This window comes from Mycobacterium sp. 852002-40037_SCH5390672 (genome assembly GCF_001665875.1).
Classification (GTDB): domain Bacteria; phylum Actinomycetota; class Actinomycetes; order Mycobacteriales; family Mycobacteriaceae; genus Mycobacterium.
In genome coordinates, this window is sequence record NZ_LZTA01000122.1 from 1 (window position 1) to 15,419 (window position 15,419).

Annotated in this window: 12 protein-coding genes and 1 pseudogene; 3 read left to right on the forward strand and 10 right to left on the reverse strand. The window is 67.3% G+C overall.

Annotated features, from left to right (window positions below; genetic code table 11):
- Positions 1-3,688: HAD-IC family P-type ATPase (locus tag A5782_RS22060; RefSeq protein ID WP_067104317.1), on the reverse strand; the 3,688-nt coding region annotated here is incomplete at its 3' end.
- A 161-nt stretch (positions 3,689-3,849) separates the two neighbouring features.
- Positions 3,850-4,802: pseudogene (locus tag A5782_RS27355) on the reverse strand (sigma-70 family RNA polymerase sigma factor).
- 156 nt (positions 4,803-4,958) lie between these two features.
- On the opposite strand from A5782_RS27355, the gene A5782_RS22070 reads away from it, so the two are divergent.
- Complete coding sequence (locus A5782_RS22070; RefSeq protein WP_067104217.1) at positions 4,959-5,729, forward strand: SDR family oxidoreductase; 771 nt, start codon at positions 4,959-4,961, stop codon at positions 5,727-5,729.
- A gap of 27 nt (positions 5,730-5,756) precedes the next feature.
- On the forward strand, positions 5,757-6,506 hold the full coding sequence (locus A5782_RS22075) for a DUF899 domain-containing protein (protein ID WP_067104218.1): 750 nt from the start codon (positions 5,757-5,759) through the stop codon (positions 6,504-6,506).
- 80 nt (positions 6,507-6,586) lie between these two features.
- Here the strand turns inward: A5782_RS22075 and A5782_RS22080 are convergent, their stop codons facing one another.
- Complete coding sequence (locus A5782_RS22080) at positions 6,587-6,811, reverse strand: hypothetical protein (protein WP_067104219.1); 225 nt, start codon at positions 6,809-6,811, stop codon at positions 6,587-6,589.
- Positions 6,812-6,854: 43 nt separating this feature from the next.
- Complete coding sequence (locus tag A5782_RS22085; protein WP_067104220.1) at positions 6,855-7,226, reverse strand: nuclear transport factor 2 family protein; 372 nt, start codon at positions 7,224-7,226, stop codon at positions 6,855-6,857.
- A 64-nt stretch (positions 7,227-7,290) separates the two neighbouring features.
- On the opposite strand from A5782_RS22085, the gene A5782_RS22090 reads away from it, so the two are divergent.
- Complete coding sequence (locus A5782_RS22090; protein ID WP_067104221.1) at positions 7,291-7,752, forward strand: SRPBCC family protein; 462 nt, start codon at positions 7,291-7,293, stop codon at positions 7,750-7,752.
- A gap of 20 nt (positions 7,753-7,772) precedes the next feature.
- Here A5782_RS22090 and A5782_RS22095 read toward each other — a convergent pair whose 3' ends face one another.
- Genes A5782_RS22095 through A5782_RS22120 form a run of 6 tightly spaced genes read right to left on the reverse strand, consistent with a single transcriptional unit; the run spans position 7,773 to position 15,233 of the window.
- Positions 7,773-8,933 (reverse strand): NDMA-dependent alcohol dehydrogenase, encoded by a 1,161-nt coding sequence (locus A5782_RS22095; RefSeq protein WP_255360787.1) that lies wholly within the window; start codon positions 8,931-8,933, stop codon positions 7,773-7,775.
- Positions 8,934-8,981: 48 nt separating this feature from the next.
- Complete coding sequence (locus A5782_RS22100) at positions 8,982-10,454, reverse strand: AMP-binding protein (RefSeq protein WP_197694308.1); 1,473 nt, start codon at positions 10,452-10,454, stop codon at positions 8,982-8,984.
- A complete protein-coding gene (locus tag A5782_RS22105; protein WP_067104224.1) occupies positions 10,451-11,233 on the reverse strand; it encodes an SDR family NAD(P)-dependent oxidoreductase in 783 nt (260 codons plus the stop codon). Before A5782_RS22105 ends, A5782_RS22100 begins: the two co-directional genes overlap by 4 nt.
- A complete protein-coding gene (locus A5782_RS22110; protein ID WP_197694309.1) occupies positions 11,226-12,866 on the reverse strand; it encodes an AMP-binding protein in 1,641 nt (546 codons plus the stop codon). The genes A5782_RS22105 and A5782_RS22110 overlap by 8 nt, the downstream gene beginning before the upstream one ends.
- On the reverse strand, positions 12,859-13,599 hold the full coding sequence (locus A5782_RS22115) for a GntR family transcriptional regulator (protein WP_067104225.1): 741 nt from the start codon (positions 13,597-13,599) through the stop codon (positions 12,859-12,861). The genes A5782_RS22110 and A5782_RS22115 overlap by 8 nt, the downstream gene beginning before the upstream one ends.
- Positions 13,599-15,233 (reverse strand): SMP-30/gluconolactonase/LRE family protein, encoded by a 1,635-nt coding sequence (locus tag A5782_RS22120; protein ID WP_067104226.1) that lies wholly within the window; start codon positions 15,231-15,233, stop codon positions 13,599-13,601. The genes A5782_RS22115 and A5782_RS22120 overlap by 1 nt, the downstream gene beginning before the upstream one ends.
- Between the last annotated feature and the right edge of the window lie 186 nt (positions 15,234-15,419).

Here is a 15,419-nt window from a genome sequence, read left to right on the forward strand (position 1 = left end):
CGAGGTTCTTCGCCGCGGCGTCCACGGCGTCGGCGTCGGTGTCGTCGTCGTCGGTCTCGTGCTTCCAGCCGCGCTGCGCCACGGCGAGCACCCGCAAGCCCTGCTCGGCAAGGCCGTGCACCACCGCCTCGGCCCGCTCTTGGTCGGCTTCCGGGTCGGCGAACTTGCAGCGCGGCAGGATGACCTCGGGCGCTCCCTTGAGGACCAGCACCGGCGCGTCCGCGGGGTGGCCGTTGTCGTGGCCCACGGTGCCGATCGCGGCGGCGAAGCCGCGACTGGACTCGAACGGCACCTCGGCGAGCATCGCCCAGTCCGAATCACTGTGGCCGTTCAGCGAACTCGCCGCGGTGAGGATCGCCTCGTCGGTGGCGTGCGCATGACCCTGGCCTTCCTGCGGCTGAGCGGACGCCCGTGCGGCGGCCCGAAGCAGACCGGCCGATTCCGGGTCGGTCAGTTTCGGGAACGGGTCGTGCGGGTTGACGTCTTCGGGCACGGCGCACACGACGCGCAGCCGGTTTTCCGTGAGGGTGCCTGTTTTGTCGAAACAGACGGTGTCGACACGGCCCAACGCTTCGATGGTGCGCGGCGCGCGGACCAGGGCTCCGCGCGCCGTCAGCCGCTGCGCGGCCGAGAGCTGAGACAGGGTGGCCACCAACGGCAGACCCTCGGGGACCGCTGCCACCGCGATCGCGACGCCGTCGGCCACCGCCTGGCGCAGCGGCGCGCGGCGCAGCAACGCCAACGCCGACACCGTTGCGCCGCCGGCCAGCGTCAGCGGCAACACCTTGCTTGTCAGTTCCCGCAGCCGGGCCTGGATGCCGGCCGCCGTCTCGACGTCGGCGACCGCCGAGATCGCGCGGTGCGCGGCGGTGCCGACCCCGGTGGCGACGACGATCGCCCGGGCATGTCCGGCGACGATGGTGCTGCCCTCGAACAGCATGCTGGCACGGTCGGGGTCGTTGACGGCGACGGGATCCACCTGCTTGTCCACCGGAAGCGACTCGCCGGTCAGCAACGACTCGTCGACCTCGAGATCCTCGGCGATCAGCAGACGGGCATCGGCGGGCACCACCTCGGGTGCGGCCAGGTCGATGACGTCACCGGGCCGCAGGGACTTCGCGGATACCGTCGCCGTGCGGGTCGCGTGTCGGGCGGCCTCGAGCCGGCGGCGCGTCGTCGCGACGGCCGGGATGACCACCCGACGCACCAGCTGGTCCTGCTCGGCGAACAGCTCGGCGGCGGCGGACTCGGCCCGGAGCCGTTGTACCCCACCGGTTATCGCGTTGACGGTCATGACGCCGGCGACCAGCAGCGCGTCGATGTTGCTGCCGACGATCGCCGATGCCGCCGCCCCGACGGCCAGGATGGGAGTCAGTGGGTCGGCGAGTTCGGTCTGGGTGGCCGACGCCAGCCGGGCCACGTTGTGCAGCGGCTTGCGCAGGGGTTCCAATGCCGGGCTGTACGTCAGGTCGTCGAGGCGGCGTCGCCAGGACGACTCGGTTTCGACGGCCATCGGCCGCGCACCACCGGCCAGCCGCGAGTAGACGATCTCGGGATCCAGTGCGTGCCAGGCGGTCAGCGGTTGCGGTGTGGGGTCGGGCAGCCGCAGCACCCTGGTGGCCGAGAAGCTCCCCGCTACCAAGGCGGTGGCCGCGGCGGCATTGACCGGGTTGAGCCAGCGCCGGAAGCTCACCGGGCTGGTGCCCGCCTCTTGCTCACCGGTGACGAGCAGCAGCCCGGCGAGCGTGGTGCCGCCCTGCGCCAGGTGCACCGCCGATTCACTGGCCGACCGGGCCACCGGAATCGCCGACAGGATGCGCACCGCGTCGGCCAGATCGGTGCCGGTGATGATGTCCGCGGTCCACGCCGTGGCGGCACGCGGATCATCAAGTGCCACACCGACATCGGCGATCGCGAGCGCGGCCAGGGTGTCGGTCGAGGCGAAGTCCCGATGCAGCGCGGTGATCAGCAGCACCGGTCCCCGGTCGGCTCGCAGCTCACGGACGACGTTCAGCAGCGGCGTGCCGGGCGGGTGCGTGGTGCCGACGCTGGCGGCAAGGTCCTCGGTGCCCGCGACATGGCGTAACACCACCCGCGCGCCGGTGCGGTTCGCGGTCTGAAAGAGCGGTATCGCGTAGGGGTCGACCTCCCAGCCCACGTCGACGCTGCCGACACATTCGCCGTCGACGATCAGGTCGGCACTCTCCAGGCCCTGCGCGGGTGTTGCCGAAGACCCCTGGGTCCGAACCCATCTCAGGCGGGCGCCGGTCGCGGGCAACTCGTCCGGGTCGGGCTCGGGTGCCTCTTCGCCGTGCAGCAGCGCGTCGGCCACTTCGTAGACCCGGTCATCGTCCCAGCCGGGAGCGTCTCCGCGGACATGCAGCACTGCGCGATGATCACCGCGCAGCGCGGCACCGTCGATGACGACCACCTTCACCCGGTCCAAGCGGCGCAGCGCGCCCGGGTCGAGGACCAGTTGGCCGGAATTGGCGAGCCCACGGCCCAATATCGCCGCGAACGCCTGGCGGCCCATATGCGCGGCCCTGGGCACCCCCGCTTCGATGGCCGCAGCCGCATTTTCGGTGCCGCCACCGGCGACCAGCGCACTGACCGCCGCGATCAACGAGCCGTTGGCCGCCGAATCGACATAGCTTTCCACCGGCCCGGCCATCGAGCCCTTCGCCTTATCCATTGCGGCGTCGATCGTTCCGCCCACCACGACGTGGGAAGCCTCACCGGCGGCCGCCGCGGCCCAGCTGTGCCGGGGCACCTCCGACTTGGCCGAGGAGATGACCGGGACCACCGGAGCCTGCGGCCGGTCGGGGGAGGCCAACTGCGGCTCGCGGTCTCGCCATACGCGGCGGTGCGCCGACGCTTCGGAGACCTGCAGGGTGCGTTGCGTCAGATCCAGCATCGGTGTGCCGAACGATTGAGTCAGACCGTGGGCGGCCGCCGTCGTCGCGGCCAGCGCGATGTCGGTGCCCACCCGGCCCAACCGCGCCTCCAAAATCGAGACCATGCGCGGTTGATGATTGATGAGCGCGGCCGCGGCCCGGGTGGTCTGCGGCGCGGCCGGCAGCCGGGTCACCCATCCGGTGACCGCGGCCCCCATCGCGACGAGATCCATCGCCGCCGCGGTGAGTGGCACCAGAATCGCCAGGGGGTTTCCCGGATCGGCGAATGGTGCGGAGAGCGGTGGCGACTCCGACTTCGACCAGGTGATGTCCGAGGCGATCGAGGAAACCGTCGTGCGCACCTCGTCCAGAACGGCGTCGTTGTCCGCGTCGTCGGACAGTTCGACCACCAAACGGCCCAGCGACCCCTCGACGTGGGCCTTGGTTACACCCGGGATCCGGCGCACCGGCTCCTCCACGGCGGGCGCGTACTCGTGCCAACGTGGGAATGGCAGCAGCGGATCCAAGTCCAGGTGCACGCGCTGCCCGCTGTTCCAGCGCACCGGGGGCAGGATGGCGGCGGGGGAGCCGTTGGACGAACTGTCCAATCCGATCGCTCGGCCCGTCGTTTGAGCAACCGACTGAATGACCGGCCCGGCGAGTTCGGTTACCGGACTGGCCAACATCTGCAGCGCGCCCGCGGCCCCTGCCGCGGTGGACACGCCCGCCCGCACTGCCTGCGCGGCTCCGCCAGCTACGCCAGCGACGACGCTGGAAACGCCGGGAATCTTCACTCGTTACCCTTCAACTACGTCTACCGCGCCTAATGATCCTGGCGTGTGGAGGACCTGTCCACACGTGGGCCGGGAAGGTAAAACCGTGCGACGACACCGATGACGATGCAGCTCGGGCCTCCCTTAGAGAGCAAGGGTGCGATTACGTCCCTGGACACAGGTTACCGGGTTGCTGACAAACCAAACCTGCTGAACAACCCGGCGTCGAGGAAGACGGTGATGCCGGCGATCCCGGTAGCGCCGGTGGTCAAGACATGGATGGAATGGGCCCGTATCTCCCCGTCCGGGCTGCGGCGATATTCAGCAACGGCGGGTTGCGCGTTCGCGGCTGTCGGGATCATCACGATATCGCCGGGCGCGGCCAGGGCGCGTCCGGCGAGGAACCGCAGCACGGCGTCACGGCCGGTGAACCACACTGGTATAGGCGGCATTTCAAGTTTGACGTCCGCTTGCAGCAGCGCCGTCAGCGCCGCCATGTCCGCGTTTTCGAATGCCGCGCAATACCGGTCGACCAATTCGCGGCGCTCGGCATCGCCCGGCTCGGACATGCTCTCCTCCGCGGGCGAGAGCTCGGCAAGGTGGGCCCGGGCGCGCTGCAGCGAACTGTTGACCGCGGCGGGCGTGGTTTCCAGGAGCTCGGCGACCTCGGCCGCGCTGAACTGCACGACGTCGCGCAGAATCAACACCGCGCGCTGCCGCGCCGGAAGCTCCTGAAGGGCCGTCATCACGGCCAGCCGCACGCTCTGTTTTGCGGAGAGGTCGTCTTCCGGGCTCTTGACATCGCGTCGGGAATGGGCTCGAGCCAGGCATGCGCGCCGGCCTTCGCGTCGAAATCGGCGTCCGGGTCGATCGATCCGTCCACCACCCCCATCGGCAGCACCCGGCGGGCGCGGTTCTCCAGCGCGCGCAGACAGGCGGTCGTGGCGATCCGATACAGCCACGTCTTCAACGCCGCGCGTTCCTCGAATGCCGGATAGCCGCGCCAACCCCGCAGATACGTCTCTTGGACCAGGTCTTCGGCGTCGTGCACCGAACCCAGCATGCGATAGCAGTGCGCGATCAGCTCGGCACGAAAAGGCGCGGCCTGCTCAATGAAATCCTCCTGCGCCGGCACCACACTCTCCTCTCGGTGCGAAGAACCTACTCCCTTGGAGACATCCGGCCGCCGAAATTCATCGGTCCACCCGCGATGAATCCAGCTGGTCCGCCGTATCTGAATTGGTGAAGACGCGACCACGGCCGCAGACCACGTCAGAGAGCGAGAACGACCATGAACCAAACCCGCACCGCCCACGCCGATGGGCTCGTCGGCACCACCGCGATTGTGACCGGCGCCGGCCGTGGCTTCGGCCGCGCCATCGCCTCCGCATTGGTGGCGGCCGGCGCCCAGGTCGTCGGCGTTGCGCGCACCCGATCACAGGTCGACGAGGTGCGCACCCAACTCGGCGACGCCTTCACCCCGATGGTGGCCGACGCCGCGGATCCGGCCACCGCCGGCAGGCTGATCGACCAGTACCGGCCGCGCACACTGGTGCTGTGCGCCGGCGCGACGCCGCGGATGACGCCGTTACACGAGCAGACCTGGGAGACGTTCAGTGAGAACTGGAACTCCGACGTCGCACAGGCATTCCACTGGATTCGCCATGCGTTGCGACACCCACTGGCACCGGGCAGCTCGGTGATTGCGATGTCCAGTGGCGCCGCGCTGAACGGATCACCACTGTCTGGCGGCTATGCGGGTGCGAAGGCGACCGTCAGGTTCATCTCCAGCTATGCCGCCATCGAATCGCAACGCGCGGGGCTCGGGATCGGCTTCACCGCCGTGCTGCCGCGGTTGACGCCGGCCACCGACCTGGGCGCCGCGGCCGTGGCGGCCTACGCCGAGCGGCAAGGCGTCGACGTCGACTCCTTCGTGCAGGCCACCGGTCCCGCGCTCACCGCCGAACAGGTGGGCAAGTCGGTGCTCGAGATCGCCACCGGCGACGCCACCGACCACGACGCCTACCTGCTCACGTCCGTCGGCCTCTCGCCGCTGGCCTGAAATCCGAGACCGAAAGGCAAGACAGCGATGAACACACCGCCGATCGTGTCGGCCCAGGAGTGGGCGCAGGCACACCAGCAACTGCTGGCAAAGGAGAAGGAACTCACCCGGGCCCATGATGCGCTCGCGGCCATGCGGCGCCGGATGCCGTGGACGGCCGTCGACTCCGCGTACGAATTCGAGGGACCGGAGGGCAGGGTCAACCTGTTGGGTCTGTTCCAGGGCAGGCGTCAACTGGTCGTCTATCGCGCCTTCTACGGGCCCGGCATCGACGGCTGGCCCGAGCACGGCTGCCGCGGCTGCTCGATGATGGCCGACCACGTCGGCAATCTGGCTCACCTGAACGCGCGCGACACCACGCTGGTGTTCGCTTCGCGCGCGCCGCAGGCCGACATCGAGCGGCTCAAGGCGCGGATGGACTGGAAAATGCCGTGGTACACCATCACCGATGATTTCGACATCGATTTCGGAGTGGACGAATGGCACGGCACCAACGCCTTCATCCACGACGGCGACCGGGTGTTTCGCACCTACTTCATCAACAACCGCGGCGACGAGGCGCTGGGGACCACCTGGAGCTTCCTTGACATGACCGCATTGGGACGCCAGGAGAACTGGGAGGATTCGCCCGAGGGCTACCCGCAGACCGCTCCCTACGAGTGGTGGGACTGGCACGACGCGTACGGCAAGCACGAGCCGTCACGCTGGTTCGGTGAGCCCGACCCCAACGATCCCAACGATCAACGGCCGCCACGCTTAACGGGGTCGTCTCATTGACCACATCGGGCCGCACAACACGAAAGCGCGGTACCCGTCGGACGGCTACTCGCGCATTATCCGGACGATCAGGATTGGCTTTACAGAATTCGGTGATGTGCCCTGTCAACCTGATACCCGGCCGGAAACGACTTTTCGATGACTTGCAGCTGGTGGTCCACCCTGGACTCCAGCTCCAGCACTACGCAGCTGTCGCCGAGGGATTTTGACTCGAGAACTATGTACCGCTGACCACAATCGGTGATCGGGTCGCCCGAGTGCAATTTCTCGACCGACACCGACTCCGCAGTTCCATCTGCCTCCATCCATGACACGCTAGGTCACTTCCGCGAGCGAGGGAATAGACCGCTACGCGGTGCCGGCCTGCCGCTGCTTGAAAAACACGCTCACCCGGAAAATCAGGCCGTCGTCGTCCTGCTCGAAAAGAATGCATTCGGGCCACGTGGTGGCAACGTTGTCGACCTCGAATGTCTCGAACAGCTCGGCGTACGACACCCGGGCGTCCACATGTGAGACCCGGTGTACCTGCAACCGATGGCCTTTCAAATTCGTGCATATCTTGCGCAGGTAGGCGACATAGCGCGCCTTGCCCTCGACGACGTCACAGAACGGCCCCTCCCGGGTCAAACCTTCCTCGGCAATGGTGTCGGCCAGTCCATCCCAGTCGTGAGCGGCCAGGCATTCCAGGTAGCGCTCGACCACTTGGCCGTGAGTGCCCATGTCTTCTCCGCTCGCTTGTGGGTCCACGGTAAGCGCGACATCGTCGTCGGGCTAGGTTCCTTCTATGAACTGGTGGACCGTCCACACCGACCGGACGCTGTCTGAGCAAGTGCCCGCGCCGCCCGACGCGGTGCGCGACTTCTACGTGGACCTGAACAACATCAAGCTCGTGCACCCGCTGATCGTGTCCGTGCAAACAGTGTCCCGCAGCGAAACCCAGGATGGATACCAGCAGACCTACCGGGTGGTCGACCGAATCCGATTGGGACCGTTGACAATACGGACCGCCTATCAGGCCCGCCTGCGAGTGCCCGCCAGCGGCGATGTGCTGACCGAGGCCGATCAGTCGCCGGGGGTGCGGTTGCGCGGCACGGTGAGTTTCGATCCGGTCGACGACGGCACCCGCGTCACCGAGCGGATAGGGATCACCGCGCCCCGGCTATTGGCCAGGGTGACCATCCGAGAGGCGGTCAAGGCGCACGGCGAGATGCTGGCCGGCATCCGGAGTCATTTCGAATCCGACTGAGCCGCTGCGAGTTCGGTGGTTTAGAAGCCCGCGAAATCGATCACTCCGCGAATGTTGCGGCCCTCGCGCAGATCCACGAACGCCTCGTTGATCTGGTCGAGCTGGTAGTGACGGGTGACCAGTTCGTCGAGTTTCACCGCGCCGGCCTGATACAACGACAACAGCATCGGCACGCTGGTGCGTGGATTCATCCCGCCGTAGAGCGCTCCCCGCAACTGTTTGGCCGACAGCGTCATTTCCTGCAGGACCAACGGGACCGGGGGCTCGGTGTACGGGGTGATGCCGGTGAGCACGCAGATCCCGCCCTTGCGAAGCAGCGTCAGCGCCAGCGGGATCAAGTCCACATGCACCACGCCGGGACAGACCACGACGCGGTCCGCCATCAGGCCCAGGGTGATGTCCTTGACCAGCGGTATCGCCTCCTCGGCGGAGGCGGCGGTGTGCGTGGCTCCGAAAATCTTGGCCGAATCCCGCTTGGATTCAACCGGATCCACCGCGACGACGTATTTTGCGCCGACGGCGCGCGCTCCTTGCAGGGCGTTCATCCCGACCCCGCCGGCGCCGATGACGACGACGGTGTCGCCGGGTTCGGTGCCCGCCGAGATCGTCGCGGAACCCCAACCGGTGCTGACCCCGCACGAGACGAGCGAGGCGGCATGGAACGGGATCGCCTCGTCGATCTTGATGACGGACCTCTCCGAGAGCACCGCGTATTCGGCGAACGTGCCGAGTTGCCCATAGGCGAGCAGGTTTTCGTCACCGAGATGTCGACGGCACGTTCCGTCGGTGGGCATCTCCCGCACGAACAGGCTCGCGCCGATGTCGCAGATGTAGCTCTGCCCGTTTACACAAAACCGGCAACTGCCGCACGCCGGAATGAACGAGAGCGCCACATGGTCCCCCGGCTGCACCGTCGTCACGCCCGGGCCGACCTCCGCGACCACACCAGCACCCTCGTGACCGCCGAGCAGTGGGAACCAGTCCGGCGCGGGCTGACCGCTCGCAGCCAGCACCTCGGGGGGCGGCACCACATCGCCGGTGAATAAATGGTCGTCGGAGTGGCAGATTCCGGCGACGGCCATCCGCACCAGGACTTCACCGCCGCGGGGCGGATCAAGCTCAATCTCGCGGATCTCCCAGTCCTGGCCGACCCCGCGGATCACAGCGGCACGACACTTCATTTCGACCTCCTTAGTCTCTTGTGGCAGTTACGGCGGCGCCCGGCGGGTTCACTGCGCCAGGCTGGTGCGCAGTTCCCGCCTGAGCACCTTGCCGTAGCTGTTCTTTGGTAACTCGTCGACGAATTCGTAGCGCTTGGGCCGTTTGAAGCGGGCGATGCGCTCCAACAGATGTGCGTCCAACGCCGCGGGGTCGACCGCGCCGACGATGAAAGCGACCACCACCTCACCCCACTCGGGGTCGGGGGCCCCCACCACGCATGCCTCCGCGACGCCGGGGTGCTCGAGCAGGACCTCCTCCACCTCGCGGGGATAGATGTTGCTCCCGCCGCTGATGACGACATCCTTCGACCGATCCCGCAGCGTGAGAAAGCCGCGCGCGTCGAATGAGCCCATGTCGCCGGTGTAGAGCCAGCCATCTTTGAGCGTGGTGCGGGTCGCGTCGGGATTGTGCCAGTATCCGGACATGACCGCGTCTCCGCGACAAACGATTTCGCCGATTACGCCGATTGGCGCCGGGCCGCCGTCGGCGCGCAGCACCGCGACCTCCATCCCCGACCGCGGATAACCGACCGAACCCAGGATCGCCTCGTCGTCGGATTCGTGATCGGCACGACGCAACCCGGTGATGGTCATCGGTGACTCACCCTGCCCGTAGATCTGCGCGAAGATCGGGCCGAAAGCCGTGATCGCCTTTCGCAGGCTTTCGACATACATCGGGCCGCCACCGTAGACGATTGTCTTCAGATTGGCCGGGCGGCTGCGGCCCGTATCGACCAGCCGTTGCACCATCGTCGGGGCCAGAAACGCGCTGGCGGCGGGGTGATGCTCGCAGAGATCGAGGAACTCGTCGGGATCGAACGCACCCGATTCGGGCACCACCTGGCGGGTGGCGCGCAGCACGTACGGCAGAACGTACAGGCCGGAGCCGTGCGACATCGGGGCCGCGTGCACCAGGCTGCCGCCCTCGTCCGGGGCGTCGATATCGGCGAGGTGCGCGACCGTCATCGCCGTGAGGTTGCGGTGCGAGAGCATCGCGCCCTTCGACCGGCCGGTGGTTCCGCTCGTATAGAACAGCCACGCCAGCGCCGACGGGTCCGTGGGCGGCGGCGCCGATGGGGCGGCCGTGAGCCGCCGTGAATAGGCCTCGGATGCAATGACTTCCGTGGGCGTGGTGCAGATCGATGCGAGCTCGGCGCCAATGCCCGACGAGGCAAAGACCCGCGCTGCGCCGGCATCCTCGAGGATCTGCGCGGTCTCGCGCGGATGCAGTTTGTAGTTGACCGGGACGACGACGCATTCGGCGGACCAGATCGCGAACATCAGCTCGATGATCTCGGGACGGTTGTGGGTCGCTATCGCGATACGAGCACCCACACCATGCTGTTGGCGGATCGACGTGGCCAGCCGTAACGCCCGATCCCGCAACTCCACCCACGTGCACACGCGGCGGTCACCGTGGTAGACGGCGCCGCGATCGGGGAATCGGCTCGCGGCCTGATCGAGCATCGCGAACAGATTCATCGCTCGATCCACTGCGATGACAACGCGAACTCTGAAAGATACTTCGTCGAACTCCATCCCCCATCGACGACGATCGTCTGGCCGTTGATGAAGCTTCCGCCCGGCGAGCACAGGAATGCGACGGTGCTGGCAATGTCGTCGATGCGGCCCAACCGCTGATGCGGCGTCATCTCGGTGTTGATCTTGCGAAATCGCTCGTCCTCCAGGCGCTTTTCAACCATCGGCGTCACCGTCACCCCGGGCGCGACGGCGTTGCAGCGGATGCCGGACGCACCGTATTGGCAGGCGATGTGGGTGGTCAGCGCGGTCAGCCCGCCCTTGGCGGCGGAGTAGGCGCCGCCGCGCAGGCCGCCGACAACCGCGAACGTCGATGTCACATTGATGATCGCCGACCCGGGCGCCAGGTGCGGCAGCACGTCACGAGCGAGCCGAAACGGCGCCCGCAGCATCAAACCCAGGAAGTAGTCCAGGGTTTCGTCATCGGTTTCATGCAATGGCTTGGGGCTGCCTGCCCCGGCGTTGTTGATCAGGAAGTCGATGTGGCCCCACCGGTCGACCGCGAGGTCCACGATGCGGCGCGGCGCGTCGTCGTCGGTCAAGTCGACAGCGAGTGTCGCGACGCGATCCGGATCGCCGATCGCCTCTTCCAGTCCGGCCAGCCGACTTTCGTCGCGGCCGGTACCCACGACCGCCATGCCCATGTCGGCGAGTTTTGTTGCACACCCCAAGCCGATACCGCTGCTCGCTCCCGTGACGATTGCGACCTGCATCTCACCCATCCTTAATCAGCGCCGCCCGGATCTGATGCTTGAGTATTTTGCCCGCGTCGTTCTTGGGCAGGGCGCCCCAGATCACGACCTGTTCGGGTGCCTTGAATTTGGCGACGCCCTTGCTCACCAGCAGTTCAAGCAGACTCGCGACGTCCGGGTTCGCCGCGCCCGCGGGCACGATCACCGCACAGGCCCGCTCCCCGGTGCGCTCGTCGGGCAGCCCGACGATCGCGATCTCGGCGATGCCCGGATGGTCGGCGAGCAGGTCCTCGACCTCCTTGGCCGAGATGTTCTCGCCGCTGCGGATGATGACGTCCTTGGCCCGGCCGGTCACGACGAGGTACTGGTCTTCGAAACCGGCGGAGACCCAGCGCCCGAGATCCCCGGTGCGGAAAAAGCCTGCGGCGTCGAAGGAGTCGGCGCTGTCTTCGGCGTGACGGTAGCCCAGCAACATCTGCGGACCGCGCACGCAGATCTCGCCGTCACCGGCGGGTGCGGCCTCGTGGGCGACGACCTTGATCTCGGCGATCCCGGGCCTGCCGTCGGTGTCCGCGGCGTAGCCGGCTTCGTTCGGGCGGGGAGCGCCGACGGTCGCGACGGGCACTTCCGTACAGCCGTACACCCGGGTGATCACCGCGCGGTCGAAATAGTCTGCGGCACGGCGGATCAGCGATGGCGATACGGACGCGCCGCCGCAGATGAACACCTTCAGGCCGGGCAGGCGGGTGTCGGCCCGCTCGGCGGCGGACAACAGCTGCTGCAGAAATGGCGTGGCCCCCGCCATGTGGGTGCACCGCTGCGAGTCCATCAGGGCGACCGCCTCCGATGCATCCCATCTATCCATGAGCACCGCGGTGGTGCCCAGCAGCAGCGGGCACTCGAATGCGTAGATCGAGCCGCCGATGTGCGCGACCGGCGACGGGACCAAAAATGCGTCACCCGGGGCGATCATCCAATGGTCACGGATCTGGCAGATCAGGGCGTGTATCGAATTGTGAGTGTGCAGCACGCCTTTCGGGCGGCTCGTGGTGCCAGAGGTATAGAGGATCATTCGCACGGAATCGGGATCCAGCGTCGGAAGAGGTGCGGCATCGGCCGGCTGCTCCAACAAAGCCGCATACGGTGTGTTCGACCCGGCGTCACCGCGCAGCACCACCACTTCCGGCGCACGGCTCATTCCGGCCGTCACACGTTCGAGCATCGCCGCGAAGTCGTGGCCGCCGAAATGCCGTGGCACGAAAATCATTGCGGTGCGCGCGTCGTCGAGGATGAAACGCAGGTCGTGGTCACGCAGCGACGGCAGGATCGGATTCACCACCATCCCGGCCAGTGTCGCACCCAGATAGATGACGGCGCTCTCGTGCCAGTTCGGCAACATGAACGACACGATGCTGCCCGCCGGCACGCGCGCCAACAGCGCGGCGGCCAGCGCCCTGGCCTGGGTGTGGAGAGTGCCGCAGTCGAGCCGAATATCCCCGTCTACCAGAAGTATTCGCCGAGGCGACGATTCCGCGGCCATGCGCAGTGTATCGGCCAGCGTCGTGTGCACCCATAACCCGCGTTGGTAAGCCTGCGCCGCATGTGCCGCGTCCTGGGGGGCCCTGGCGATCACCGCGACCTCATCTTGGGCGCCCTTATTCATCCACGCGACGCATGGTCATCGCGTACCGAAACCTCGACGACAGGTGGGTGTTGATGGTCACCTGGGCCACTTCGCCGTCGGAGGTCGTGTAGGTGCGCCGCATCTGCAGCGCGGCCGTCCCCGCCTCAACACCGAGGCCGTCGGCCAGTTCCGGCGACAGCAATACGGCAGCGATCTCTTGGTGCAACTCGGCGACGCTCACACCGAACAGATCCTCGATCAACGGGAAAATGGGCCCGGCATGGCGTTGCAGCAGCCTGCCGACCGCGGCAAAAGTGCGGCTGATGTAGTACTCCGTTCGGCACATCGGCACCGACGCGCCGTCGGCTTGCCGGTAGCCGCGGACCGACAGCCATTGAGTGCCGATCTCCAGGCCGGTCCGAGCGGCGAGCTCGTCGTCGATCGTCACCATGGCGTTGGATTCGATCGTGAGCTGGGCGCCGGCCGCGAATGCGAGGAGGTCGTCGATCGACATCGCGTCCTGGGCATAGGAACTCGACGCCGGTCGGGGAACCACCCGGGTGCCCGCCCGCGGCCGCGAAGCGACCAGGTTGTCCTCTCGCAGCCGGCGCAGCGCTTCGCGGACGGTGTAGCGGCTCACCGCGAAGCGCTCGCACAGCTGGTGCTCGGTCGGCAGTTGTGAGCCCACCGGGTAAACGCCGTCGACGATTTCCTTGCGCAGCGTGCGTGCGATCTGTAGGTAGCGGTGGTCGCCCGCGATGGCCTGGGGCATCATGGACCGGCCGGTGTCGGGCGCAAGGCCAGTACGCTGCCGTCTCCGTCGGCCGAGATGTAGAGCGTCCTGTCGGCCGCGGCGGTGATGCCGGCGAATGGTCCCTGCGGCCCGGAGAACGGCGGCATGCCGCGCAGCGGCTTGGGCATCACGCCCGGCGGCGGACCGACCGGCAGCCCGGACGCGATCGTCCGCCGTACGTCGGTGCTCAGGTCGAACGCGATCAACTCCTTGGCGCCGGCGTCGACGACGTAGAGCACACCGTCGCGAACCAGAATGCCCTGCGGGCGTTGCAGATCGGCGATCACGGTGTCGATCCTCGAGCCGTTCGCCCTGATTACCCGTCCCGCTCCGGCCTCCGCGACCAGACACGACCCGTCGGCGTCGATCGCGACGCCGACCGGCTCACGCAGCCCGGTCGCCAGCACCTCGATGCCACCGGTTCGCAGCGACAGCACCCGGCCGGTGCCCAGCTCGGCGAACACCACACCGCCGGGGCCCAGCGCGACACCATAGAGCTGGTCGAAACCGTCTGCCAGCACGTCGCTTTCGTTCGCCTCCGGCCGGTAGCGGCTCACCTGGCCGCCCGATGTCGTGACGACGAATTCGCCGGGTGCGCTCGCCGCAATGCCGCGCAGGAATCCGGGATAGCCTGGGCTGAACAACATTCCCGCGGTGTGCAAGGACCCGTCGGGCAGTGCGACGTAGAAGTACGTACCGTCGGCGATGTAGAGCTGCCCGTCGTGGCCGACCGCCAGGTCCATCGGCCAGTTGAGGCCACCCGCCAACACGGATCGCGTTGTGCCGTCGGGCGATATCTGAGTGATCTCGCCGGTGAAGTTGGAGACGAACAGCTGGTCGCCGACGAAGGTGCAGTTGTCCAGGCCCGGATTCAGCTGGGCGAGCAGCCGCTGCTCGCCGGTGCGCGGATCGATGCGCAGCACCTGTCCGCTTGCCACCTGAGTCGAAACGATGTAACCGTGTGGGTCGAACTTTACCGAGTCGGGCACCCCGAGACCGGTTGCCACACACTGTGGTTCGCCACCGTCGGGACTGACGCGCCAGATTTCGTTGGCGCCCATCACCGGGAAGTAGAGTAAGCCGTCCGGGCCGACCTCCATCGCGTTAGGCGACGGGACGTTTTCCAACATCACCCGCGGTGGACCGCCCGCGAGGTCGAATTCCAGCAGCCGCCCGCCCGCACGGCATTCACCGATGAACAGCCGGCCCGCATGGAAGGTGATGCCGTTGGCCGACGGAACGTCGTCGCGCAGCACTCGTGTTCGGCCGCTGGTATCGCGGACGCTGACCCGGCCGTCCATCACCTCGGTCGCATACAGGTTGCCGCTGGGGTCGAACGCGACGTCGTCGGGCGCCACGATGTCGCCGCCCTTGGGGCTGGCCGTCACCAATTCCCCGGTGCGGTGATCGAGTGCACTGATCTGACTGCCGGTCACCTGGGCGATGTAGATGCGACCATCCGGTCCGGTGCGCAACCCGTTGGCGCCGAACAGCCGGCTGGGCGCGGTGACCCGTTCGAGCTCCCAGCCCTCGGCGACGTCGATGGGGGCTGGCTCGGAGTTCGGTGGGGCATACCGCGAGGGCTGCGTTGAGATGGCCCGTGAGATGGACATGCTCGCCGAGGTCCTTCCGTCAGCCGTTTGGGCTGGACGTTATCAACTCCGTCTAGTCCAGACAATAGCCGGGAAAGTGCCGCGGCTCGACCTTGACAGTCAAGTCCGCCGATCGGAATAGTGTTCTCCAAGGGACAGAATGCCATATTTTGTCCGGACAAAACGGCAATGATCCCGCTGCGGACG